At 73.9% G+C, this 24294-nt stretch carries 20 protein-coding genes; 15 read left to right on the top strand and 5 right to left on the bottom strand.

Annotated elements, in window-relative coordinates:
* Nucleotides 1-32 precede the first annotated feature (32 nt).
* From polA to IW256_RS39670, 8 genes are all read left to right on the top strand, one after another.
* Nucleotides 33-2639, top strand: coding sequence for a DNA polymerase I (gene polA, locus IW256_RS39705; RefSeq protein ID WP_197015839.1), 2607 nt, complete (start codon nucleotides 33-35; stop codon nucleotides 2637-2639).
* 1056 nt (nucleotides 2640-3695) lie between these two features.
* Nucleotides 3696-4418: a C40 family peptidase gene (locus tag IW256_RS39700; RefSeq protein ID WP_197015838.1), complete on the top strand. Its 723-nt coding sequence runs from the start codon at nucleotides 3696-3698 to the stop codon at nucleotides 4416-4418.
* A 435-nt stretch (nucleotides 4419-4853) separates the two neighbouring features.
* Nucleotides 4854-6650, top strand: coding sequence for an AMP-binding protein (locus IW256_RS39695; protein WP_197015837.1), 1797 nt, complete (start codon nucleotides 4854-4856; stop codon nucleotides 6648-6650).
* A complete protein-coding gene (locus IW256_RS39690) occupies nucleotides 6647-7885 on the top strand; it encodes an acyl-CoA dehydrogenase family protein (protein WP_197015836.1) in 1239 nt (412 codons plus the stop codon). The genes IW256_RS39695 and IW256_RS39690 overlap by 4 nt, the downstream gene beginning before the upstream one ends.
* A gap of 26 nt (nucleotides 7886-7911) precedes the next feature.
* Nucleotides 7912-8679: an enoyl-CoA hydratase/isomerase family protein gene (locus IW256_RS39685; protein ID WP_197015835.1), complete on the top strand. Its 768-nt coding sequence runs from the start codon at nucleotides 7912-7914 to the stop codon at nucleotides 8677-8679.
* A 101-nt stretch (nucleotides 8680-8780) separates the two neighbouring features.
* Complete coding sequence (locus tag IW256_RS39680; protein ID WP_197015834.1) at nucleotides 8781-9728, top strand: VOC family protein; 948 nt, start codon at nucleotides 8781-8783, stop codon at nucleotides 9726-9728.
* Nucleotides 9719-10840, top strand: coding sequence for an acyl-CoA dehydrogenase family protein (locus tag IW256_RS39675; protein WP_197015833.1), 1122 nt, complete (start codon nucleotides 9719-9721; stop codon nucleotides 10838-10840). Before IW256_RS39680 ends, IW256_RS39675 begins: the two co-directional genes overlap by 10 nt.
* A gap of 44 nt (nucleotides 10841-10884) precedes the next feature.
* A complete protein-coding gene (locus IW256_RS39670; RefSeq protein WP_197015832.1) occupies nucleotides 10885-11496 on the top strand; it encodes a TetR/AcrR family transcriptional regulator in 612 nt (203 codons plus the stop codon).
* A 117-nt stretch (nucleotides 11497-11613) separates the two neighbouring features.
* Here the strand turns inward: IW256_RS39670 and IW256_RS39665 are convergent, their stop codons facing one another.
* Nucleotides 11614-12264 carry a hypothetical protein gene (locus IW256_RS39665; RefSeq protein WP_197015831.1) on the bottom strand — a complete coding sequence of 217 codons (651 nt, stop codon included), beginning with the start codon at nucleotides 12262-12264 and terminating at the stop codon, nucleotides 11614-11616.
* A 261-nt stretch (nucleotides 12265-12525) separates the two neighbouring features.
* A complete protein-coding gene (locus IW256_RS39660) occupies nucleotides 12526-13332 on the bottom strand; it encodes an SDR family NAD(P)-dependent oxidoreductase (RefSeq protein WP_197015830.1) in 807 nt (268 codons plus the stop codon).
* Nucleotides 13333-13446: 114 nt separating this feature from the next.
* Between IW256_RS39660 and IW256_RS39655 the strand changes: the two genes are divergently transcribed.
* Nucleotides 13447-14670, top strand: coding sequence for an ROK family transcriptional regulator (locus IW256_RS39655; protein WP_197015829.1), 1224 nt, complete (start codon nucleotides 13447-13449; stop codon nucleotides 14668-14670).
* Nucleotides 14671-14716: 46 nt separating this feature from the next.
* On the opposite strand, the gene IW256_RS39650 is transcribed toward IW256_RS39655, so the two are convergent.
* The gene (locus IW256_RS39650; protein ID WP_197015828.1) at nucleotides 14717-15262 is read right to left on the bottom strand and encodes a DUF2231 domain-containing protein; all 546 of its coding nucleotides are present in this window, start codon (nucleotides 15260-15262) and stop codon (nucleotides 14717-14719) included.
* Nucleotides 15263-15561: 299 nt separating this feature from the next.
* On the opposite strand from IW256_RS39650, the gene ggh reads away from it, so the two are divergent.
* Nucleotides 15562-17037 carry a glucosylglycerate hydrolase gene (ggh, locus tag IW256_RS39645; RefSeq protein ID WP_307829364.1) on the top strand — a complete coding sequence of 492 codons (1476 nt, stop codon included), beginning with the start codon at nucleotides 15562-15564 and terminating at the stop codon, nucleotides 17035-17037.
* Between the two features lie 96 nt (nucleotides 17038-17133).
* Here the strand turns inward: ggh and IW256_RS39640 are convergent, their stop codons facing one another.
* Both IW256_RS39640 and IW256_RS39635 read right to left on the bottom strand, forming a co-directional pair.
* Nucleotides 17134-18666, bottom strand: a complete 1533-nt coding sequence (locus IW256_RS39640) for a YibE/F family protein (protein WP_307829363.1) — start codon at nucleotides 18664-18666, stop codon at nucleotides 17134-17136.
* Nucleotides 18663-19250, bottom strand: a complete 588-nt coding sequence (locus tag IW256_RS39635) for a TMEM165/GDT1 family protein (protein ID WP_197015827.1) — start codon at nucleotides 19248-19250, stop codon at nucleotides 18663-18665. Before IW256_RS39635 ends, IW256_RS39640 begins: the two co-directional genes overlap by 4 nt.
* Before the next feature lie 796 nt (nucleotides 19251-20046).
* On the opposite strand from IW256_RS39635, the gene IW256_RS39630 reads away from it, so the two are divergent.
* The 5 genes from IW256_RS39630 to IW256_RS39610 are packed head-to-tail and all read left to right on the top strand — an operon-like array spanning nucleotide 20047 to nucleotide 24292.
* Entirely contained in the window at nucleotides 20047-21621 is a 1575-nt protein-coding gene (locus IW256_RS39630) for an ATP-binding protein (RefSeq protein WP_197015826.1), read from the top strand.
* The gene (locus IW256_RS39625; RefSeq protein WP_197015825.1) at nucleotides 21618-22016 is read left to right on the top strand and encodes a roadblock/LC7 domain-containing protein; all 399 of its coding nucleotides are present in this window, start codon (nucleotides 21618-21620) and stop codon (nucleotides 22014-22016) included. The genes IW256_RS39630 and IW256_RS39625 overlap by 4 nt, the downstream gene beginning before the upstream one ends.
* The gene (locus IW256_RS39620; protein WP_197015824.1) at nucleotides 22013-22369 is read left to right on the top strand and encodes a DUF742 domain-containing protein; all 357 of its coding nucleotides are present in this window, start codon (nucleotides 22013-22015) and stop codon (nucleotides 22367-22369) included. Before IW256_RS39625 ends, IW256_RS39620 begins: the two co-directional genes overlap by 4 nt.
* Nucleotides 22350-23066 (top strand): GTP-binding protein, encoded by a 717-nt coding sequence (locus tag IW256_RS39615; RefSeq protein WP_197015823.1) that lies wholly within the window; start codon nucleotides 22350-22352, stop codon nucleotides 23064-23066. Before IW256_RS39620 ends, IW256_RS39615 begins: the two co-directional genes overlap by 20 nt.
* A complete protein-coding gene (locus IW256_RS39610; protein ID WP_197015822.1) occupies nucleotides 23063-24292 on the top strand; it encodes a cytochrome P450 family protein in 1230 nt (409 codons plus the stop codon). Before IW256_RS39615 ends, IW256_RS39610 begins: the two co-directional genes overlap by 4 nt.
* Nucleotides 24293-24294 lie beyond the last annotated feature (2 nt).

The following is a 24294-nucleotide window of genomic DNA, read 5'->3' as shown; positions in this document are numbered from 1 at the left end:
GGAATGTCGGGGGCGGCTGTCAGGATGAGGGTATGACCGACCGGCCCCGCCTGCTGCTGCTGGACGGCCACTCGCTGGCCTACCGGGCGTTCTACGCGCTGCCCGCCGAGAACTTCAGCACGACGGGAGGGCAGCCGACCAATGTGATCTACGGGTTCGCCAACATGCTGGCCAACGCCCTCCGCGACGAACGGCCCACCCATGTCGCGGTCGCGTTCGACGCCTCGCGGCGCACGTTCCGTACGGAGGCGTTCCCGGAGTACAAGGCCGGCCGGGCGCGGTCGCCGGAGGAGTTCCACGACCAGTTGCGGATCCTCGACGACCTGCTGGCGGCGATGAGCGTGACGACGCTGCGGGCGCCGGGGTACGAGGCGGACGACGTCATCGCGACGCTGACCGCGGCGGCGGTGGCGGAGGGGTTCGAGGTGCTGATCAGCACCGGCGACCGGGACGCGCTCCAGCTGGTCGGGCCGGACGTCACCGTCCTGTACTTCTACCGGACGGCCACGGAGCTGATCCGGTACACGCCCGAGCTGGTCGAGGAGAGGTACGGGCTGACCCCGGCCCAGTACCCCGACTTCGCGGCGCTGCGCGGCGATCCGTCCGACAACCTGCCGGGCATCCCCGGCATCGGCGAGAAGACGGCGGCGAAGTGGATCCGCCAGTACGGGTCCCTGGCCGCGCTGGTGGAGCGGGCGGGCGAGGTGCGGGGCAAGGCCGGCGAGCGGCTCCGGGCCGCGCTGGACACCGTCCGGCTGAACCGGCGGCTGACCGAGCTGGTCCGTGACGTCGAGCTGCCGGTGGCCCTCGGCGATCTGCGGCGGCGGCCGTACGACCTGCCCGCCTTCAGCGCGCTCCTGGACGATCTGGAGTTCCGCAACGCCAGCCTGCGGCAGCGGCTGTTCGCCGCCGATCCGGGCGGCGGGAGGCCACCGGCCGAGGAGCACGAGCCGTTGAAGGGCCGCGAGCTGGGCCCGGACGAGCTGGCCGGCTGGTTCCGGACCCGGGCGGGTGCCGTGGAACGGCCCCTGGGGCTGGCCGTCGACATCGAGAACGCCCTGGTCGCGCTGGCGACCGGGGACGGTTTCGCGGCGTCCTTCGAGCCCGCCCGGCTGACCGAGGCCGACAGGCGGGCCTTCTCGGACTGGCTCACCGACCCCGGCCGTCCCAAGGCGGTGCACGACCTGAAGTCGCTGCTGCGCCTCTTCGGCCGGATCGACGGCGTCGCCATCGACACCGCCGTGGCGGCCTACCTGCTCCTGCCCGGACTGGCCGCGTACGGGATCCCCGATCTGGCGGCCCGGCACCTGGGGCGCCGCCCGTCCGCGGACGGGCCGTCCGGGCTGATGCTCCAGGCGCGTGCCGTGCTCGACCTGGCCGCCGCGTTCGCCGGCGAGCTGGCCGAGACGGGCATGGACACGGTGCTGAACGAGGTGGAGCTGCCCCTGGCGGGGTTGCTGGCCCGCATGGAGCGGGCCGGCGTGTTCGTGGACGAGGGGCGGCTGCGCGAGCTGGAGAAGCGGTTCGCCGACGCGATGGAGGAGGCCGCGGACGAGGCCGCGGAGATCGCCGGGCGCCGGTTCAACCCGGGATCGACCAAGCAGCTCCAGGAGGTGCTGTTCGGCGATCTGGGGCTGCCGAAGACCAAGAAGATCAAGTCAGGGCATTCCACCGACGTGGACGCGCTGACCTGGCTGGCCACGCAGACCGACAGCCCGATGCCGCGGATCCTGCTGCGCCACCGCGACTGGTCCCGGCTGCGGATGACGGTGGCCGGGCTGATCCGGGGCGTCGGCGCGGACGGCCGGATCCACACCACGTTCCAGCAGACCGTCGCCGCCACCGGCCGGCTGACCTCCACCGAGCCCAACCTCCAGGTCATCCCGGTCCGTACGGAGGAGGGCCGGGGCATCCGGCGGGCGTTCCTGCCCGGTGACGGTTTCGAGGCCATCATGACCGCCGACTACGGCCAGCTGGAGCTGCGCGTCATGGCCCACCTCTCCCAGGATCCGACCCTGCTCGCGGCGTTCGAGTCCGGCGAGGACCTGCACACCACGATGGCGGCGCGGGTCTTCGGGGTCGCCGCGGACGGGGTCACCCCGGACATGCGCCGCAAGATCAAGGCGATGTCGTACGGCCTGGCCTACGGGCTGTCGGCGTTCGGCCTGGCCCGGCAGCTGGGGATCGCGGTGGCCGAGGCGCGCCCGCTGATGGACGCCTACTTCGCCCGCCTCGGCGGCGTGCGCGACTACCTCGACCGCGTGGTGGAGGAGGCCCGGCGCACCGGCTACACCCGCACGGTCCTGGGCCGCCGCCGGTACCTGCCCCATCTGTCCAGCGAGAACCGGCAGCGTCGCGAGACCGCGGAACGGATGGCGCTCAACGCCCCGATCCAGGGCTCGGCCGCCGACATCGTCAAGATCGCGATGCTCCGGGTGGACGAGGCCCTCACCGCGGCCGGGCTGCGCAGCCGGCTGCTGCTCCAGGTCCACGACGAGATCCTCGTCGAGGTCGCCCCGGGCGAGCATGACCGCGTCCGCGACCTGGTCCGCACGGGGATGACCACCGCCTACCCGCTCAGCGTGGGCCTGGAGGTCGCCATCGGCAGCGGCCCCGACTGGAACGCCGCCGCCCACTGACCGGCCGCCGTCATCCGGGCGGCGGCCTCGCCCCTTGGGCGGCCGTCCAGGTCATGGTCCTGGCGGGTGAACAGCCGGCAGTCCGATCCGGCCGGAGGGTCGCCCCCGTCCAGGGTGAATCGCGCGTCCTTGTAACGCGGTGCCGCCGAAGTCGGGCTCCGGCACAGAGAGCCAGGCGGACGGTCTCGCCGAGATCCCGGCCGCATCGGTTCGTCGCTTTCGGAGGAGCAGGCGGCGAGCCCTGACACTTCCGTTCCGCTGATCATCAGTGTGGTGAACGTTCGCGTCCCGGCGCCATGGCGCACCCCTCTCCGGATCGGCACCCCCTCGCGAAACCGTGACAATCCTAGCGAGATGACCTTTTCGCAATGGAGGCTCCGTCCAGGGTCGTGGCGGGACGAGCCGGGCGCGGCCGTTCAACGGATCCGGCGGGCGGCGAGGGAACACAGCCATGCCCGATATGTCGCGATGCTCATCGGGTACCGGAACGGAGGTATTTCACCTACATGATCGTCACCAATCGACACTCCACCCTTTTTCCTCCTGGATGGCGTTCTATGTTCGTTCCTTAGCGGTGTGGCCACCAATCCGGGAACATGACATTTCCATGGACGTTCCATGATCACATAAAGTCCGCCACCGGGCCGAATAGTTCGGCGGGGCGCACGGGTAGTCGTTGTCTCGAAAAACGACGGAGCACCACCCGCCGACTTCGGAGGACGTTCTATGGACGTTCGGCATGACGCGCCGGACCTGCCGGCACCCGCTCGCGCGAACAGCCGCACCAGACCTAAACAGGCGGTGCGGATGATTCCGCCGGCAGTGACCTTCCTGATGGCCGCGTCGGTGTTAGTGGCCATTCCGGCGGGTGCCACGGCACAGGCCCAGACGGGCCAGGCGGCACCCCAGGCACCCCGGGCGCCCGAGGGGCCTCAGGCGGCCCAAGCGGCCCAAGCGGCCCAACCAGCCCAGGCGGCCCTCGCGGCACAGCTCCCGCAGCAGCACGCCGAGCCCCGCCCCACCTCCGCCGGGCGGCTCAGGGTCAGCGCCGCCACCATGCGCAAGGTGCGCGCCTACAACAGGTACCGCGCGAGGATCGCCCGGCAGAAGCAGCGTGCCCGGACCGCGATCCGCTTCGCCCGCGACCAGATCGGCAAGCCCTACGTATGGGGCGCCACCGGCCCGTACTCCTACGACTGCTCCGGTCTGGTGATGCGGGCCTGGGAGCGGGCGGGCGTCGATCTCCCGCGCGTCACCTGGGACCAGTACCGCGCCGTCGACCGCAAGGTGAGCCTGCAGAGGCTCCGTCCAGGCGACCTGATCTTCTTCAACAACCGCGGCCATGTCGGCATGTACCTCAAGGGAGATCGCTTCATCCACGCTCCGAACCGGGGAGCGCGGGTGCGCATCGACCCGCTCACCGCGCGGCGCGTCAACCGGTTCGCGGGGGCCGTGCGGCCGGGCGCCCCGGCTCCGCGGTACTGGTCGCCGACCGTCGTCCAGACCGCCCACCAGCTCGGCGACCTGGGGGCGGACGGCGGTTCGGTGAGTCCCGCGGACGACCGGCCGGCGCCGCGCAGGGCGCACCCGCACCGGCACCGGGCGGACCGGCCTCCGGTGCGGCGCGACCTTCCGCACAACGGCGGCCAGCGTCCCACCATGGTGCGCCTCGACCAGCTGCCGAACCTTCCCGGGTTCCCGAGGCCCGTCTCCGCCACGGGCGCGGCTCCCGGTTCCCTGCCGGCCTCGGCGCCGGGGGCCGGCCGGCCGGCGCGCTGACCTCATGCCGGACGGCGGTTCACCGGTCCCGGCGGCGCGGCCCCTGGTCGCGCCGCCGGGACCGGCTCCGGTTTCACGGGCCGCATCGGCGGCCGGTCCGGCGTTCCGCGCGACAGTCGATCCTGCCCGCTCCCGCTCCGCCTCAACCCGGACCTGCGTGATCGAAAGGTCGCCGACGCTCGCGGTCCCGGGGCATCCGGCGGACCGGAACCCCCTCCCGGCCCAGGTCACATGAGCGTTCCCCGGGACGATGCAACGCTCGGGTGACCTTTTTGCTCCCTTGTGTCACTGTTGCCGCATTTCTACGTTCGTGTTGAAGTAATTAGGTCAACGTCCCTTTTTATAGATCTATGTCCGATCAGCACGACCCAGCCGCCGCCAATCCCGCTTACCCGCCAACCCTGAACGCCGCCACGCGCGGCAGCGGAGGTTCGGATGCGCCAACGGTTGCGCACAGAGACGCTGGAGGGCTTCGTCCTGGGGGACGTCCTCCGGTCGCAGGCGCGGACCCACCGGAGGGAGCCCTTTCTCAAGTTCCGGGACGGCGAGATCACCTACGGCGAGGTGGACTCCACCGCCGACCGGATGGCCCGCGGCCTGGCCGCGCTCGGTGTCGGCCGCGGCCACCACGTCGGCGTGATGCTCCCCAACTGCGCCGACTTCGTCCACGTCATCTTCGCGCTGGCACGGCTCGGCGCGGTGGCCGTGCCGATCAACATCGCCTACCGCGGTGAGCTGCTGCGGCACGTCCTGGCGGGCTCGGACGCCCGCTGGCTGATCGTCGACGGCCCGTACGCCGAGCGGATCCCCGCCGTGGCCGGCCGGCTGCCGGACCTGGGCCTGGTCATCGTCCGCGACTCCGCCGGCGCGGGGGTGCCGCTGGAGGCGCTCGGCCGCCCCGCCACCGACATGTCCGCGCTCTACGCGCACGGCACCGGGGAGGTGTCGGCCGGGGTGGGCTTCGCCGACCTCCAGGCGATCATGTACACCTCCGGGACCACGGGCCCGTCCAAGGGCGCCATGGTGCCGCACGCCCTCGCGCTGACCTGCGCCTACGACTCCCTCGACTTCCTCGACCGGTGGGGCAAGACGATCTACTGCCCGCTCCCGCTTTTCCACGCCGCCGCGCTGTGGGACGGCATGCTGTCGGCGCTGCTGGGCGGCGGGTCGATCGCGATCGTGGAACGGTTCAGCGCCTCCCGCTTCTGGGACGACGTCCGCCGGTTCGACGCGCGGGTCACGATGAGCGTGTTCTCGATGATCCCGATCCTGCTCAACCAGCCGCCCTCGCCGCGCGACCGGGACCACCCGATGGAGACGTTCTACATGGGCAAGTCCAGCCTGGACGAGCCGCTGCGGAACCGCTTCGGGGTCCGTTCGGTCGAGACCTACACCAGCACCGAGGCGGGCATCGCCACCGGCAGCCCGTACGGCGAGTGGCGCACCGGATCGTGCGGGCAGGCCCACGAGGAGCGCTTCCACGTGGCCGTGGTCGACGAGCACGACCGCGAGGTGGGCCCCGGCGAGCCCGGCGAGCTGGTGCTGCGCCCCCGGCAGCCGTTCGTGATCACCACCGGCTACTACGGCGACTGGGAGGCGACCACCCGCTGCTTCCGGAACATGTGGTTCCACACCGGCGACCGGGTATGGAAGGACGACGACGGCTACTACTACTTCCTCGACCGCATGAAGGACGCCATCCGGCGCCGCGGCGAGAACATCTCGGCGTTCGACCTGGAGTGCGAGATCAACCTGCATCCGGCGGTGCTGGAGTGCGCGGCGATCGGGGTGCCCTCGGAGCTGGAGGACGAGGACATCAAGGTGAGCGTCGTCGTCCAGCCCGGCCGCGGCCTCGATCCGGCCGAGCTGGTCGCGTTCTGCGAGGAACGGCTGCCGCGGTCCATGGTCCCCCGCTACGTCGAGTTCGTGGACGCCCTGCCGCGCACGCCCACCGACAAGGTCGCCAAGTACCGGATGCGGGCCGAGGGCGAGAACGGCGTCACGGCGGCCACCTGGGACCGCGAACGCGCCCGGCCCGCCGAGACCGCCGGAGCCGCCGGGCCCGCCCCGCCCGCCGAGACCGCCGGGGCCACCGGGGCCGCCGGGGCCACCGGGGCCGCCGGGCGGCAGGTCGTTCCAGAGCCGCTCACCGAGCCGCTCACCGAGCCCCTCACCGAGCCCCTCACCGAGCCGCCCGCGACCTGGGACCGCGAACAGGAGGGGACGGCGTGAACTGGGACGACACACCGGAGCAGGCCGCGTTCCGGGAGGAGGTCCGGGCCTTCGTCCGGGACCGCTTCCCGCCCTCCTACGGCCCCGACACCGAGGCCGAGCAGAGCCTGGAGCCCGAGGACGTCCTCGGCTACACCTGGCCCGCCGACCGGTCCGGGCCCGACCCCGTACGGCGGGAGGGCGCCCGCGCGTGGGCGGCGGCGCTCGCCGAACGGGGCTGGATCGCCCCGCACTGGCCGGTCGAGTACGGCGGTGCCGGGCTGTCGCCGATGGAGGAGTTCATCCTCCTGGAGGAGCTGATGCGGGCCCGGGTGCCGACGGTGAACGGGATCGGCGCCTTCCTGCTCGGCCCGACCCTGCTCGTGCACGGCACCAGGGAACAGAAGGCCGAGCACCTGCCCCCGATCGCCCGCGGCGAGCGGACCTGGGCGCAGGGCTTCTCCGAGCCGGGCGCGGGCTCGGACCTGGCCGCGCTGCGCACCCGCGCGGTCCGCGACGGCGACGGCTACGTGATCGACGGGCAGAAGGTGTGGACCTCGCTCGGCCAGTACGCGGACTGGCTGTTCGTCCTCGTCCGGACCGATCCCGACGCCGAGCCGCGGCACCGCGGCATCACCTTCCTCCTGGTGGACGCCGCCACGCCCGGCGTGACCGTGCAGCCCATCGTCGACCTGCGCGGCGACACCCCGTTCTGCGAGGTGTTCTTCGAGGGCGTGCGGGTGCCCGAGTCCTGCCGGGTGGGCGAGGAGAACCGCGGCTGGTACGTCGCCATGACCGCGCTCGGGTTCGAGCGGGCCGGGATCGGCGCCACCATCAAGTACGAGCAGGCCCTCAACGACCTGGTCGCCTACGTGCGTTCGCCGGAGGGCCGCGCCCGCACCCGCACCGACCGCGGCGCCTCGTTCCGCCGGGAGATCGCCCGCCGGCACACCGAGATCCGGGTGCTGGCCAACCTGGCCCGCTACACCGTCTCGCGGCAGGCGGCGGGCGCCGAGCCCGGTTTCGAGGCGTCGGTCAACCAGCTGTTCGGCGCCGAGCTGCACCAGCGGCTCGCCCGTACCGGCGCCAAGGCGTTCGGACGGTCGGGCGCCCTCTGGGAACGCGCCGGGGCGCCGCTGAACGGCACGTTCACCCACATGCGCAGGGACGCGGTCGCGGCCACGTTCCTGGGCGGCGCCGCCGAGATCCAGCGCAACGTCATCGCCACCCGGGGCCTGCGGCTGCCCCGGAGCTGATCCACACCACTGGGAGGAACTCGCCGATGCCCGGAAACGCCTTGGAGAACGCCTACGAGACCGTCGACCTGAAGATCGACGAGCGGGTGGCCTGGCTGACCCTGAACCGGCCCGACAAGCTCAACGCGCTCACGCCCACCACCATGGCGGAGCTGCGGACGATCTTCACCGGGATCGACGACGACGAGGACGTCTGCGTGGTGGTGCTGCGCGGCGCGGGCGAGCGGGCGTTCTGCGCCGGCATGGACCTGGGCTGGTCGGAGACGCTGACCCCGAGGGAGCGGATCGAGCAGGGCCGGCTCGGCGAGAAGACGTTCGCGATGATGGAGCGGCTGTCGGTGCCGGTCATCGCGGCCGTGCACGGGTACGCGGTCGGCGGCGGGCTGGAGCTGGCGCTGGCCGCCGACTTCATCGTGGCCTCCGACGACGCCAAGATGGGCCTGGTCGAGATCACCCTGTCCGCGCGCCCGCCGTACCGGCCCAAGATGACCGAGGACGGCGACCCCGACCAGCCCGAGTTCGGCGGCTCGGCGCCCGGGTGGGGCGGGGTCAAGCGGCTGCCCGAGCGGATCGGCAAGGCGCGGGCCAAGGAGCTGCTGTTCACCGGCGCCCGGATCGACGCCGCGCGGGCGCTCGCCCTGGGCCTGGTCAACGACGTGTACCCGGCCGGGGAGTTCGACAAGCGGGTCGGCGAGCTGGCCGAGCGGATCGCCGCGATGAACCGCTACAACCTGCGCCTGGTCAAGGAGCTGGTCACCCACGGCTACGACTGGATCGAGCCGCACCCGAGCTAGCGAGCGTGAACGCACGTTCACTTGCGGCGAGTTGCTCCCTGCGGGGCCGCCGAGGCGACAACTCGCCGCAAGTCAACGAGTGGACGGGACGAGGAGGAGCTGTGCAGATCTACCGGATCGATCATGTCGGCCAGGTGACGCCCGACCTCGCGTCGCAGGTGGCGCTCCTGGAGGGGCTCTTCGGGTTCCGGCCCGTACGGAGCTGGGACGACCCCGGGGAAGGGTGCCGCGGCGTGCGGCTGGCGGTGCCCGGCAGCTGGGGGCAGGCGTGGGAGGTGCTGGAACCGTCCGGGGACGCCTCCCCGCTGCGCGAGTACCTCGACGACCACGGCGGCCGTCCCGGGCTGCACCACATCGGCGCCGAGGTCACCGACGTCGACGCGGTGCGCGCCGACCTGGAGACGCGCGGCCTCAAACCGACCGCCGGGGCACGGGGACGGTGGCTGGAGGCGTCGCTGTCGCCGCCCGAGTACGGCACGGGGGTGCTCTTCCGGATGCGCGGGCCCGGCACCCTGGGCATGTGCGGGGACGCCGGGGCCACGGCGCGCGACGCCACGGCCGGGTCGGGCGACCGGGGCCCGTCCCTGGGGATCGTCGCGCTCGACCACGTCTGCCAGGCGTTCCCCGACCGCGAGGAGCTGGCCCGCTGGTACGCCGACCTGGCCGGGTTCGTCCCGGTGTGGCGGACGCCCATGGACGAGCATCCCGACATGGCCGACCTGGTGATGAACATCCCCGGCTCGGCGATCTGCTGGGAGATCATCATGCCGCGCGGCGAGGACTCCTTCATCGAGCGGTTCTGGGACCGCAACGGCCCGGCCGCGCACCACGTCACCTTCGAGGTCGCGGACTGGGACCGTGCCCTGGAGGCGTGCCGGGCCCACGACACCCCGACGTTCGGGGAGAACGAAGGCAGCACCGACGGGGCCGCCTGGCGGGACGCCTTCATCCATCCCAAGCACACCGGCGGCGTCCTGGTCCAGCTGTTCTGGGAGGAGCGGCCGGGCGTGTGGGTGCGGTCCGACAAGGTCCCGGCGCCATGGACCTGACGCTCACCGAGGACCAGGAGCTGATCGTCTCCACCGCCCGCGAGCTGCTGGCCGCCAGGGCCGGCACGGCCGGGGCGCGGGCGATGGAGGACGACCCGGCCGGGTACTCGGCGGGGCTGTGGAAGGAGATGGTCGAGCTCGGCTGGACCGGCCTGGCCGTCCCCGAGGAGCACGGCGGGGTCGGCGGCGACTTCCTGGAGGTGTGCCTGCTGTTCGAGCAGCTCGGGTACGCCCTGGTCCCGAGCCCGCTGCTGCCCACGGTCGCCTGCTGCGCGCTGCCGATCGCCCGGTACGGGACGCCCGCCCAGCAGGCGGAATGGCTCGGTTCCATCGCCCGCGGGCGCGTCATGAGCCACACGCCCGTCCCGTGGGACCGGCCTCCGGGCGAGGGCCCCTGGGCCACCGCCACCGGGACGGGCGAGGTCGAGATCGACGGCACCGCCCTGTTCGTCCCGTACGCGCACGCCGCCGAGAGCCTGCTGGTCGTGGCGGACCTGGAGGAGGAGCCGCGGGCGTTCCTGGTGGACGCCGACGCCCCGGGCGTCACGCCGGAACCGGTCGCGGGGGTGGGCCTGGACCGGCCGCACCGCGTCGAGTTCGCCGGCGTCCGGGTGCCGGGCGACCGCCTGCTCGGCGCCGACCGGGCCGCCGTGGACGCGATCTCGCTGTACGGCGCCGCCGCGACCTGCGCCGAGATGGTCGGCGCGGCACAGCGGGTGCTCGACATGACGGTGGAGTACGCCACCGGGCGCGAGCAGTTCGGCCGCCCGATCGGCTCGTTCCAGGCCGTCCAGCACCACTGCGCCGACATGGCCATCGACGTGCTGGGGTCCCGGTTCCTCGCGTTCGAGGCGATCTGGCGGCTGGCGGCGGGACGGGACGCCGCCGAGGAGGTGTCGATGGCCAAGGCGTGGGTGAGCGAGGCGTACGAACGGGTGTGCGCGCTGGGCCACCAGGTCCACGGCGCGATCGGGTTCACCCAGGAGCACGACCTGCACCTGTTCTCGCGGCACGCCATGGCCTCGGCGCTCGCGTTCGGCGACGAGGATCTCCACTACGAGCGGGTGGCCGGCCGCCTGGGCCTCCCAGGACACCCAATGAACCGCCATTAAGGGGGTGAAAAGCGTCTGACCTGGGCGTTTCCTACACTGTACGGATGACTGCCGACGAAACGGAAGCAGCACCGATCATCGCCGTGGCCACCCGGCTGTTCGCCCAGCTCGGCTTCGACGGGACGTCCATGGGCATGGTCGCCGACGCGGCCGGGCTCGACCCCGCCACGCTCACCGAGCGGATCGGGATGAGCAAGAGCGACCTGTACCGGGCGGTGATGGAACGCGCCCACGAGGCCCAGAAGGTCGCGGTGGGCGACGCGCTGGCCTCCTTCACACCGACGGGGACCGCCCTGGCCGACCTCGCGGACCGCTACCTGGACTACTACGCGCGCAACCCGGAGACGGTCGGGCTGTGGCTGCACCGCCGGATGGGCGACGCGGCCGACATCTCCGACCTGGAGGAGCGGTACATCCGGCCGCCGTTCGTCCGGGTGGCCGAGGCGCTGCGCGGCCGGGCGCCCGACATCGACGTCGACTACGCCCTGTGGTCGATCTACTGGGTGATGACCGGGTTCTTCAGCACCGGCGTCATGCACACCGGCGCGTCCGGCCACCGGCACGGCACCGGCCTGCACCTCCTGCCCGAGGACATCGAGGACTTCCGCCGCCACCTGCGACGGCTGGTGACGCGGCTGCTCCCGCTCCCCGAATGAGCGCCGCACGGGCGCCGGGCGAACGCCTGACGGGCGCCTGACGGGCGGCAGGCGGGCGAGCGGAGGGCCGGACCCGCCCGCCGGCGCCGGCCGGCGCCGCTCAGCGTCCGTTCAAGGTCAGCTCGACCACACGATGGGAGCGTCGTCGTAACCGCCCTCCCGCTCGTTGTACGAGGCCCCGGTCACGGGAGTGCCCTCGCGCCCGGCCTGGAGGCGGCATGTCTCGTACCTGCCCCCGGCGGACGCGAAGGCGGCGGTCGGCCGGCCGCGCTCGCAGCCGGGCAGCGCCCCGCCGATCACCACGGCGCCCGTACTGCGCCCGCCCGGGCCGACGCCCCGCAGCAGCGGTGCCGAGGTGTTCGACAGATCGGTGCCGCCGACGTTCTCGACCGTGTAGCGGATGTAGTAGGGCACCATTCCCTGGGCGCGCGACCCGAACTGCCGGGAGAAGGCGGCCTGGTCACCCCGCTCGATGGCGGTGACGGTGATGCCGAGCGTGCCGGTCCTGGACCCGGACTTGAACGGGACGACGGCACGCCGGGGGATCTTCAGCGAGGTGCCCGGCGGGGTCGCCCGCCCGGCGGCCCCTACGGCCCCTCCGGCCGGGGCCGACGGCGCGGGGGCCGCGGTGGTGGGAGCGGGCGGCGGCTCGGGGGCCGCGGCGGGCTCGTCCCCGCCGCAGGCGGACAGCGTCCCGGCCGCGGCCAGCGCCAGGGCGCCCGCCGCGATCGTCTGCTTGCGTGAGATGGCTCTCTCCTTTGAACACAAAGCTTCTTTTGCGGGACACAATGTCTCGTCAGCGAGTCGGAGATGTCAAACCCATTTCGTTCGGCGGTCCGCGTCCCCGCAGGCTCACGGGGTCGCATCGGGGGTGGGGTGCGGGGTCACCGTCGGGCCATGAGCCGAACCCGACCCAGGCGACGACGACGGACCCGCCGCCCGGAAGTACCCCGGACGGCGGGTCCGTAGCGAGCCGGGGGCGGCGGCAACCGGCGGCACCGGCAGCACCGGCGGCGGCGCTCCCGGGCGTCAGAACTGCTTGAGGAAGCCCGAGTCCACCACGAAGTCGGCACCGGTGGTGCTCGCCGAACGCGGCGACACCAGCAGCGCGACCGCGTCGGCGATCTCCTGCGGTTCCGCCAGGCGCCCGGTGGTGAGCTGCATCATCTCCGGTCCGATCTTCTCGATGACGTCCGCGCGCCCCGCGCCCGCCTGGGCGCCGATCACGTCGGCCGCGCCGCCCTCCTTGGTCCACCAGTCCGTGACCGTCGGCCCGGCCGAGACGCAGTTCACCCGGATCCCCTGCGGCCCGTACTCCTCCGACAGCGCCTTGGTCAGGTTGTTGAGGGCCGCCTTGGCCGCGCTGTAGTCGACGTTCATCGGCACCGGGCGGCGGGCGTTGCCTGACGAGACGTTGACGATCGCGCCGCCCCCGCGGGCGATCATGTGCGGGAGCGCCGCACGGATCGCCCGTACGGCCGAGAACAGGTTGAACTCGAACATCTCCCGCCAGTCGCCGTCGCCCGGGGTCAGGAACCCGAACCTCGGCAGGGTCACGCCGGGCGGCGGGCCGCCGGCGTTGTTGACCAGGACGTCGAGCCCGCCGTACTCCTCCACGGCCCGCTCCACGACCCGCGCGGGCGCGCCGGGGTCCATCAGGTCCACGGGGACGTGCACGAGGCCGGGGCCCGCGAGCGCGTCCAGGCCGGGGCCCCGGGTACGGGAGGCCGCGACCACGCGGGCGCCCTCCTCCAGCAGCGTCCGGACGACGGCCAGGCCGATCCCCTTGGACCCTCCGGTGACGACGGCGACCCGGCCGTTCAGACGCAGATCCATGTTCGGCTCCTTCTCTTCGGTGCACAGGACGATCGATCTCTCCCGACCGATCTCTTCCGTCCAGAACCCCGGCCCCCGCGGCGCGGTTGCACCCGCCGGACATAGGACAATCTGATGACCGGCACCGTTCGACGCGTGGAGGGGGGCGACATGCCGCAGGTCAGCGCGCCCTCCGCCGGGCAGTTGCTGCAGTTCGTCCGGCAGGGCCGGGCCCGGACCCGCCGTGACCTGATGGAGCTGACCGGCCTCTCCCGGTCGACGGTCGCGCAGCGGGTCGAGCAGCTGGTGAGCGCCGGCTACCTGCGGGAGGGCGGCGTCGACGTCTCCACCGGCGGGCGGCGCCCCAGCCTGCTGCGGATCGACGAGGGCTCGGCCGTGGTGCTCGCCGCGCATCTGGGCGCCACGCACGGGCGGGCCGCCGTGGTCGACCTGTCCGGGCGCACCCTCGCCGAGTCGGCGGGACGGCTCAGCGTCGCCGACGGGGTGGAGCCGACGCTGGCCTGGGCGGCCTCCCGGTTCCACGGCCTGCTGGCCGAGGCGGGCCGCTCGATGGCGGAGGTCTGCGGGGTCGGCCTGGGCCTGCCCTGCCCCGTCGACCGGCGCACCGGCCGGGTGATCCCCACGCCGATGCTGTCGGCCTGGGGCGACCACGACATCGTCGCGGCGCTGTCCGCCCAGTTCCCCGGCCCGATCTTGGCCGACAACGACGCCAACATGATGGCGCTCGGCGAGTTCACCGCGATCGAGGCCGGCTGCCCCACCCTGGTGCTGGTCAAGGTGGGCACCGGCATCGGCGCCGGGATCGTCGAGGAGGGCCGGGTGCTGCACGGCGCGGGCGGCGCGGCGGGCGAGATCGGGCACATCCGGCTGCGCGGGCACGACGACGTGCTCTGCGGCTGCGGCGCGCACGGCTGCCTGGCCGCCGTCGCCAGCGGCGCCGCGCTGGCCCGCGACCTGGGCCGGTCCGACCCCTCCGTACGGGAGACCGCCGACGTGGTGCGGCTGGTCCAGGCCGGGGACGCCGCCGCCGTCCGCCGTACGCGGGAGGCGGGGCGGGTGCTCGGCGAGGTCCTGGCCACGCTGGTGAGCGTGACCAACCCCGGGGTGCTGGTCGTCTCGGGCGCGCTGGCCCGCACCGGGGAGCACCTGCTCTCGGGCATCCGCGAGGTCGTCCACCAGGTCGCCCGGGATCGTTCCACCCGGGGCCTGCGGATCGTCGAGGGCCGGCTCGGCGAGCGGGCCGGGGTGATCGGCGCCGCCTCCATGGTGGTGGACCGGGTGCTGGCGGCGGAGGCCGTCGACGCCCGGATCGCCGGTCCCCGCCTCCCCGTCGGCTGACCCGGGGACGCGGCGCGGCGGGGCGCGGAGGCCCGCCGGGTGCCGTTCAGCCGGTACGTCCGGCGGAGGTGGGACGGTCCGAGGCGTAGCCCTCGGCCTGCGTCGTCTCGTCGGCGACCCGCACGCCGTAGCGGTAGGCCAGCATGCCGCCCAGGTATCCCGAGACGCCCAGGGCGGCCAGGGCCACGACGTTGAGGGCCAGCGGGCCCGCCCCGACGCTGCCCGAAGGGCCTCCCCCGGCCTGCCGCCACAGGAAGTTGGCCACGTAGGCGAGGACGACCAGCAGGTTCACCGACATGTGGATCAGGCCCACGCGGTGGGCGCGCGTGGCGGCCGGGATCGCGAACAGGTCCAGGACGCCGACCGACGCCGCGACCAGGGCGCCGATCACGCCCACCGCGATCAGCCACGCGGCCCCGCGTGCGAGGAAGGTCGGATCGCCCACGATGTGGGAGGCGATGTCGAAGACCACGCTGGCCGTCCACGCGCCGATCGGCACCGTCACCAGTATCGGATGGAACGGATGCCCGTAAGGGCCCGCGAGCATGGGACTGACCGGCCGCTTGGCCTGGCGACGGCGCGACTCGGCCATGGCGACCACCTCCTGAGTGCGGCGGACGACGCCGGTGGCACGGGCGGACGGCCCGCACCCCGGGACGGAAACCTTCGCCCCTGGTGTACCCGTACGCGCCGTACTTACCGGCCCCGGCGCGGCGGTGAGGGTCCCCTCACCAGCCGAATCGGCACTGTCAGGTGCCCCATAAGGCAGGTATGTTGCATTGGTGTTACGTGCGGTTTACGGACACGAGCTTGCCCTCGGATCCCTGCGCGCGAGACTATGTCCTGCGTCGCGGACAAAGTGTCCGGTTCCACGGACGAAGTAGGAGTTTCGTGACTGCAACCCCCTCGGCCGAGGAGCGCCTCGCCCGGACGGCGGGCTCCCGGCCCCTCGCCACGCGCACCCAGGTGGGCGGCGCGCGGCTCGACGGCGCCCGCTTCGAGCGGCGGGCCGGACGCGCCACGCCCCGCGCGCTGACCGACGTCGAGACCGCCGGCCGCGCGGCGTACGCGCTGCGCGGCAACGACCGCGGCCGGCTCACCGTCGCCGCGCCGGGGCTCTACCCGCACATGTGGAGCTGGGACGCCGCGTTCATCGCGATCGGCCTGGCCCGGCTGTCCACCGACCGCGCGCTCACCGAGCTGGAGACCCTGCTCTCCTCGCAGTGGCGCAACGGGATGGTTCCGCACATCGTCTTCTCCGACGGCGACGCCTCCTACGAGCCCGGCCCCCAGCGGTGGGCCTGCCGGGAGCTGTCCGCCGACGCCCCGAGCGGCCCGGCCACCAGCGGCCTGATGCAGCCGCCGGTCCACGGCGTGGCCGTCCGCCGCGTCCTGGACGCGGCCCGGCGCGCGGGACGGGCCGAGGAGCGCGCCGCGGGCGACCGGATCCGGGCCCTGTGGCCGGCGCTGCTGGCCTGGCACCGCTACCTGGCCGAACGGCGCGACCCCGAAGGGCGCGGGCTGCTGACGATCTACCACGGCTGGGAGAGCGGGCTGGACAACTCCCCGCGCTGGGACGAGCCGTACTCCGCCGTGGTCCCCGCCGCCGCGTTCGTCCCCTTCCAGCGGGCCGACGTGCACGCGCTCGGCTCGGTCGGCGGCGTTGCCGCGCAGCGTCCCACCGACGGCGACTACGCCCGCTACCAGTGGCTCATCGAGGAGCTGCGGCGGGCCCGCTACGACGACGCCCGCGCCCGCGACACGCTCAGCTTCCTGGTCGCCGACGTCTTCTCCAGCGCCATCTTCGCCGCCGCGGCCGAGGACCTGGCCGGTGTCGCCGACGAGCTGCGGCTGCCCGGCGCCGAGGAGCTGCGCGGCCAGGCCGACCGGTTCCGCCGCGGCGTCGCCGCGACCACCGACGACGACGGCTTCGCCGCCGACCTCGACCTGCGCACCGGCCGTACGCTGCGCACCCGGACCATCGCGGGCTTCGCGCCGCTGCTGTGCGGCGGGCTGCCCGCCGCACGGCGCCGCCGGCTCGTCGACACCCTCTTCTCCCCCGACTGGTGCGGGCACCCCGGCCTCGCCGTCGCGCTCCCGCCGAGCACCAGCCCGTCCTCGGACGCGTTCGACCCGGCCCGTTACTGGCGCGGCCCGCAGTGGCCGCCGATGACCTGGCTGCTGATCTGGGGCCTGGAGCGTTCGGGCGAGCCCGAGGCCGCCGCCGTGCTGCGCGCCTCGGCCCTCGACCAGCTCTCCGACGGGCTGTTCGCCGAGTACTACCACCCGTTCACCGGCGAGGCCCTGGGCGCCCGTTCCCAGTCATGGACCGCCGCGGTGGCGCTGGACCTGATCCTCACCGACTGAACCGCTCGGCTTCCAAGTCCCGGCCCACGGCGCTCGCCCCACCGGGCAGCCGACGCGCTCGCGCGATGGCTGAGAACCCTTCAAGGAAGGCCCCGCTCACCAGCCGGGGCCGGTGGGGCCGTGCCTGTCCGGACCGGGACGCGGACGGGGGCCAGGGCCTGCGCCCGGGCCTGCGCCTGGGCCAGGGCCGGGACGGGGGCCGGGGCCGGGACGGGGACCCGGGCCGGGACGGGGCGGGGCGTCCCCGGGCATGTCGGGGAAGAACGCCTCACCGGGGTCCTCCGGGCCTCGGCGGCGCCGGCGCCCACCACGGGCCGGGGGTACGGCGGGCTCGGCGGGGGCGGGGGCGGCGCCCCGGCTGCGGGAGGCGGCCAGCGCGGCCAGCGCGGTGGTGATCGGCACGGCCGCGATCAGGCCGAGCGTCCCGGCCACGCTGCGGACGATCTCCTGCGCGATGGTCGGTCCGGTGATGACCTCGCCGAGGGGCTGCCGCCCGATGCTGAGGATCAGCAGCAGCGGCAGCGAGGCGCCCGCGTAGGCCAGGATGATGGTGTTGATCACGGAGGCGATGTGGGCGCGGCCGACCCGGGCGGCGGCCCGGTAGAGGCGGCCGAAGCGGTAGGCGGGGTTGGCGCGGGCCAGCTCGCCGACGGTGACGGCCTGGGTGACCGTGACGTCGTCCAGGACCCCGAGCGACCCGATGATGATGCTGGCCAGCAGCAGTCCCTGGGTGCTGATCTGGTAGCCCAGGTCCAGGTTCAGCGAGCTGTCGTCGGTGATGCCGCTCAGGTGGGTCATCCGGATCGACAGCCAGGCCAGCAGCCCGGTCAGCGTCAGGCTGCCCAGGGTGCCGATCACCGCGATCGAGGTGGTGACGCCGGGCCCGTGGGTGAGGTAGAGCACCGTCAGCATGATCGCCGCGGAGCAGACGATCGCCGCGAGCAGCGGCGGCGCGCCGCCCAGGATCGCCGGGATCAGGAACGTCAGCAGCAGCACGAAGGTGACGGCCAGGCCGACCAGCGCGGTCACCCCCCGCCAGCGGCCGAACGCGATCACCGCCACCGCGAACGCTGCGCCGATCAGCCAGAGCGGGGTGGTCCGGTCGTGGTCCGACAGCTGGTACTCGTTGCCGTCCCCGCCGCCGCCTCCGGGCATGTGCAGGAGGATGACGGCGTCGCCGGTGCCGAAGACCTGGGTACCGGGGCCGTCCGGCAGGGCGACGGTGACGACCCGTCCGGCCTGCGGGCCCTCCTCCATCCGGACGTGCGCGTTGCCGCACCGGCGCGGGTCCGTGGGCCGCGGCGCGGCCCCCGTGCCGCCGGGGGCGCCGCCCGGCTCGGCGCCGGGCGCGCCCGGCACCGGGCCCTGCCGGGGGCAGGGCTTGAGATCGATGTCGTCGACCGTCCCGGCGATCCGGGTCACCCCGGCGGACGGCGGCCCGTCGGACGTGCGGACGTCGTCGGGCCACATCCAGATCAGGGCGCCCAGCGTGAGGAGCGCCAGCGGGATGATGACGGCCAGGACGCCCCGTACGACGGCGGGGTCGGAGGGCCCGCCCGTCCCGGCCCCGTGGGCGTGCCCGTGCCCATGTCCGTGTCCGTGCCCATGTCCGTGTCCGTGTCCGCTCACCCGAGCACCGCCTCCGTCAGGGACCACACCGCCAGGCCGGCCATCAGGACGCCGCCGATCCGCTGCACGATCCGCAGCGGGACGCGCTCGGCGATGAAGCGGCCGGCGATCAGTGCCAGTGCGGACACCGACACCAGCGCCAGCAGCGCGCCGAGGGCGACCGGCAGCGGGCCGCGGGTGGCGGCCAGGTTGGCCGTGGTGATCTGGGTCAGGTCGCCCCACTCGCTGATGAAGACCACGGTGAACGCGGTCAGGTAGGTCGGCCAGAGGCCGGTGACCTTCTTGTCCGGGGCGGCGTCCTCGTCATCGTCGTCGCCCCCGCCGCGCAGCAGGGTGTAGGCGCCGAACGCGAACAGCGCGGCGGCGACGACCTGGACCAGGGGCTTGGGGAGCAGGGCGAAGACGCTGCCCGCGGCGACCGCGATCGCCACGTGGACCAGGAACGCCGTGGAGGTGCCGAACCAGACCCACAGGGGGCGCATCCGGGTCCCCATGGCCAGTGACGCGAACATGGTCTTGTCCGGAAGCTCGGCCAGGAAGATGACGGCGAACGCGGTGAGGAACGTCGCCAGATCGAAAGACATGCGGCTCTCGGGGCCCTTCTCCTTCAGGGCCGGCCCGGCGGCCCGTATGGCGTGCCCCGGAGGGAGGGGAGGTCCGCTCGGCCCGGCATACCGATGCGCCCGGCCGGAGACCGGGCACGCCTTACCAGACCGAAGGTCTCGTCCACCGTGAACCCCGCCCGGCGGGCGGCTCCCACGGCCTGAGGGCCGGGCTCGCGCCAGTATGTCGACCACTCAGCGGATCGGGACTACTCCCCTTCGCCGCGTTCACTATAGCGGACGGATCGGACCCGCCCCGGCCCCGCGACCGGAGGGCGGGCGCCGGCGGTTTGACCAGGTCAGTCAATTCGGAAATTCAGGACATTAACGACTCTTTTCAATTTTTCCGGGACACCCTTCTTAGGTGATCAAGGACGCCTTGACGGAGGGACGCCTCCCGCGATTGGCTTGACCGGTCCCGAACGCCGCGAGCGATGGAAAGGGAACGACCGAGCCATTGCGCGATGACGACGCCGAGCGGCCCGACGGCTGCGCACGGGTCCCACGGCCGGGCACCCCCGGCGTCGCGGCGGCCCTCCCGGACGGCGTTCCCCTTGAATCCCGCCGGCGGCCCGCCCGCTGAGGCCCCTTGCCGAGGACCCGTACCGAGGTCTCTACCGAGGCCCCGTCCCTTCCCTTGTGAGGAAACGCCCCGCAAACGCACGAACGCCTCTCCCGCGAGCCCGTGCGCGCCCACGCCCCCGACCCGATGAAAGCGACGATGACTCCTCCCGCGCCTCCCCCCTCACCGGCCACCGAGCAGGCGCCAAGGCGGGCGGTGCCGATCCTGGCCGCCTGCGCGGCGGTGGCCGTCATCGCCGCCCCGCTGTCGGCGTACCAGGGGGAGATGGGGGCGGTGGCCTGGGCGCTGGCGATCGTGGCCGACCTGCTCGCCGTCGCCACGGCCGCCGTGGCCTGGTGGCTGAGCGGCCGGCATCGCGCGGCGCTGGAGGCGGTGGCCCACTACCGGAGCCAGGCCGAGCAGCAGGCCGCCGCCCTGCACGCGCTCCAGCAGGAGCAGATCACGCGCGAGCGGATGTGGCAGGCGCACGCCGGTGACCTGGCCGCCCGCAACGAGACCACCGCCGCGATGGTGGAGCACCTGCTCCGCACACAGCTCCCCGCCGCCTGGGAGGGCCGTACGGTGCCGTCCCTGGAACGGGAGGAGGCGCTGGACCCGCGGCTGGCCGGGATGCGGGACGAGGTGCTCGACGCCGCCGCCGGGCTGTGGCGGGACCGGCAGGACGTGCTGGAGTCGCAGCAGCTCACGCTGGTGGCCCTGGCCCGGCGCGTCCAGTCGGCGATGCACCGGGTCCAGGCGGAGGCCGCCACGACCGCCGAGCGGTACCGCGACCTGCCCGAGCTGTACGTGACCTGCCAGGTCATCGACCACCTGGCGGCGCAGGCGGCGCGGCTCGCGCAGGGCCTGGCGGTGGCCTGCGGGACGTGGGAGGGCCAGCAGTGGGACTCGCCCATGCGGCTGGCGGAGGTGGTCCAGGCGGCCCAGGCCCGGATCGAGGACTACCGGCGGGTCAGCGTGGAGGGCGACCCCGACACCGCGATCGCCCCGGCGGCGCTGGAGTCGGTGATCCACGTCCTGGCCGAACTGCTGGCGAACGCGACCGAGTCGTCCCCGACGGCGACCACCGTCTCGGTCCGGGTCAGCGGCGCCGCGCAGGGCGCGGTGTTCCGGATCGACGACCACGGCGCCGGGCTGGAGGAGCCCCGGATGTCGCAGGCCCGCGCGCTGCTGGACGGCACCCGCCCGGTGAGCCTGGCGGAGATGGGCGAGGTCCCCCGGATGGGGTTCCCGGTCGTCGCCCGCTACGTCCAGCGGCACGGGCTCAAGGTGACCTTGGACGAGTCCCCCTATGGAGGGCTCCAGGCCATCGTCCTGGTGCCCAAGGACCTCGTCACCGTCGCCGAGTCCGCGCCCGATCCCGTACCGTCCACAGGCTTCGCGCGGGCCTCCCTCGCTCCCCCCGCTCCCTTGGCCGCCGCCTCTCCGCCCGTCCCCTTCCCGTCCCCGGCCGCGGAGGCACCCGCTCCGCCGCCGGACCCGCCCTCCGCCACCGAGGACGACGGCCTGGGCCTGCCCCAGCGGATCTCGCGCCGCAACCGCGGCGTGCCGCCGCCCGCGGCGCCGCCGATGATCGCGCCGTCGCCCGAGACCCCCGAGGAGGCCGGCGAGATGATGGGCGCCCTCTTCCGGGGCGCCGGCCTCGGCCACCCCGGCCAGGACCGCACGGCACCGGCGGGGGACGCCGGGGGCCCGGGTCCGGACGCCGATCCCGGCGGGCCGGACTCCCCTGACCTTGACGACGACGCGTACCGAACGGGAGAGGGCCGATGACGGCTGATCAGGATTGGGTGGTCGGCAGGCTGGCGCGGGTCCAGGGCGTCAGGCACGCCGTGGTGTGTTCCGTGGACGGCCTGCTGAAGGCCAGGTCGGAGGGCACCGGCCAGGAGGAGGCCGACCGGCTGGCCGCGCGCTGCAGCGGGCTGCTGTCGCTGGCCCGCGACCAGGCCGGGGAGTTCGGCACGGGTGACAGGGCGCTGCACCAGCTGATGGTCGGGCACGAGGGCGGCTACCTGTTCGTGCGCAGCGCCGCCGCCCGGTCCTGCCTGGCCGTCGTGACCGAGCCGGTCATCAACGCGGCGCTGATCGCCCAGGAGATGCAGGCGATGGTCCTCAAGCTCGGCGAGCAGACGCTCGCGACCCCGCCGCGCGGGAGCGGGATGACATGAGCGAGTCCGGTGAGTACCGCGACACGCCGCTTCGCCCGTACGTGCTCACCGGCGGCCGCGCGGGGCCGTCCGATCCCCGTGTCGGCGTCGACACCCTGCTGACCGCGGACGACTGCGAGACGCCTCTGCCGCTCACCGCCTCGCCCCAGACCCGGGCCCTGCTGCGGCTGTGCGGCGGCGGGGTGCTGTCGGTGGCCGAGGCCGCCGCCCATCTGGATCTGCCGATCAGCGTCGTGCGGATCCTGGTGGGCGACCTGGTCGCCGCCGGGCGCCTCCAGGCGCACGCGGGCAGCTTCACCGATCCGAGCCTAGAACTGCTGAAGGAGGTGCTCGATGGCCTACGCGACCTCTGACCCCGGCGCCCCGGGCCCCGCTCCCGGCGGTCCCGCGGCACCCGGAACCGCGGCGCCCGGAACCGCGTCCCCCGGCGCGGCCCCGCCCCCGGCCGCGCCGTCGAACGAGCGGGTCCCCTACCTGCCCGGTACGGTCGCGCGCACCGCGAAGATCCTGGTCGTCGGCGACTTCGGGGTCGGCAAGACCAGCCTCATCGGCTCGGTGAGCGAGATCGACCCGCTGCGCACCGAGGAGCCGATGACCCAGGCCAGCGTCGGCGTGGACGACCTGGCGCACCTGAGCGGCAAGACCACCACCACGGTGGCGATGGACTTCGGCCGCCTCACCCTGAACCCCGGGCTGGCGCTGTACCTGTTCGGTACGCCCGGCCAGCGGCGGTTCTGGAGCATGTGGGCGGGCCTGGCGGAGGGCGCCGTGGGCGTGCTGGTGCTGGTCGACTCTCGGCGCCTCGCGGGCAGCTTCGACGTGCTCGACCAGATCGAGACGCACGTCCCGGCCCCGTTCGCGGTCGCCGTCAACCACTTCCCCGACACCCCGCGGCACGCGCCCGGCGAGCTCCGCAAGGCGCTGGACCTGCTGCCGGAGACGCCGATCGTCGACTGCAACGCGCTGGACCGCGCGTCCTCGGTCGGCGCGCTGACGGCGCTCGTCGGCCACGCCGTGGAACTGCGGACCGGAAGGGGCCAGGACGCGTGATCTCCTCACCGCCACTGCCGCTGACGGCGACCACCACCTGCCCCGACCTCGGCCCGGTCTTCGCCGCGCTGTGGCGCGACCACGGCCCGGTCGCGCCGGTCGAGCTGGAGCCGGGCGTGCACGCCTGGCTGGTCATGGGCTACGAGGAGCTCAAGTTCCTCACCGGGACGCCGGAGCTGTTCTCCCGGGACGGCCGGGACTGGCGGGCGTTCCAGGACGGCACCGTGGGGCCCGACTCGCCGCTCGGGCCGATGATGTTCTTCCGGGACAACGTGATCGGCTACGACGGCGCCGAGCACCGCCGGCTGCGCCGCCCCCTGGAGGACGCCATCGCGGCCATCGACCACCGCCGGCTGCGCCGTACCGTCGAGTCGCTGTGCTCGGACCTGATCGCCGGGTTCGCCGAGCGCGGCACCGCCGACCTGGTCGCCGAGTACGCCGCGGCGGTCCCGCTGCTGACCATCGGCGACCTGATCGGGCTGGACCCCGGCCAGAGCCGCGAGCTGCTGGACGCGATGCGCGCCCTGTTCGGCTCGCAGGAGGACTCCCAGGAGGGCAACCGCCGGTTCGAGGCGCTGCTGGGCGGCCTGGCCGAGTCCCGCCGCGCCGCCCCCTCCGACGACCTGACCAGCCTGCTGCTGCGCCACCCCGACCTGCGCACCGAGGCCGAGGCGCTGCAGGCGATCGTGGTGCTGGTGTCGGCCGGCAACCACACCACGATCAGCTGGATCGCCCAGACGCTGCGGCTGATGCTGGTCGACCCGCGGTTCGCCAGCCGGGTCCGGGGCGGCCGGCTGGGCATCGACGACGCGCTCGACGAGGTCCTGTCGGTGGCCCCGCCGATGATCAACATGCCGGCCCGGTACGCGCGGCGCGACACCGAGCTGGGCGGCAAGGCGATCGCCCGCGGGGACGCGCTGGTCCTCGGGCTGGCCGGGGTCGCGCACGACCCCCGCGCGCACGGCGGCCGGGCGTTCTGGCAGAGCGGCAACCGCGCCCACCTGGCCTGGGGCGCGGGCCCGCACGCCTGCCTGGCCCGGGACCCGGCGCGCACGATCGCCCGCACGGCCGTCGCGACCGCCCTGCACGTGCTGCGCGACCTGCACCTGACCGTCGACCCGGCCTCGCTGGGGTTCGAGCCGTCCCCCTGGACGCGTTGCCCCGCCGCCCTGCCGGTCTCCTTCACCGCCACGTTCCCCCGCCCCACCGCTCGCCCGACCGTCTGAGC

Source organism: Actinomadura viridis, from assembly GCF_015751755.1.
GTDB lineage: Bacteria > Actinomycetota > Actinomycetes > Streptosporangiales > Streptosporangiaceae > Spirillospora > Spirillospora viridis.
The sequence above is the reverse complement of the archived record's forward strand: the minus strand, read 5'-3'. Positions and strand labels throughout refer to the sequence as shown.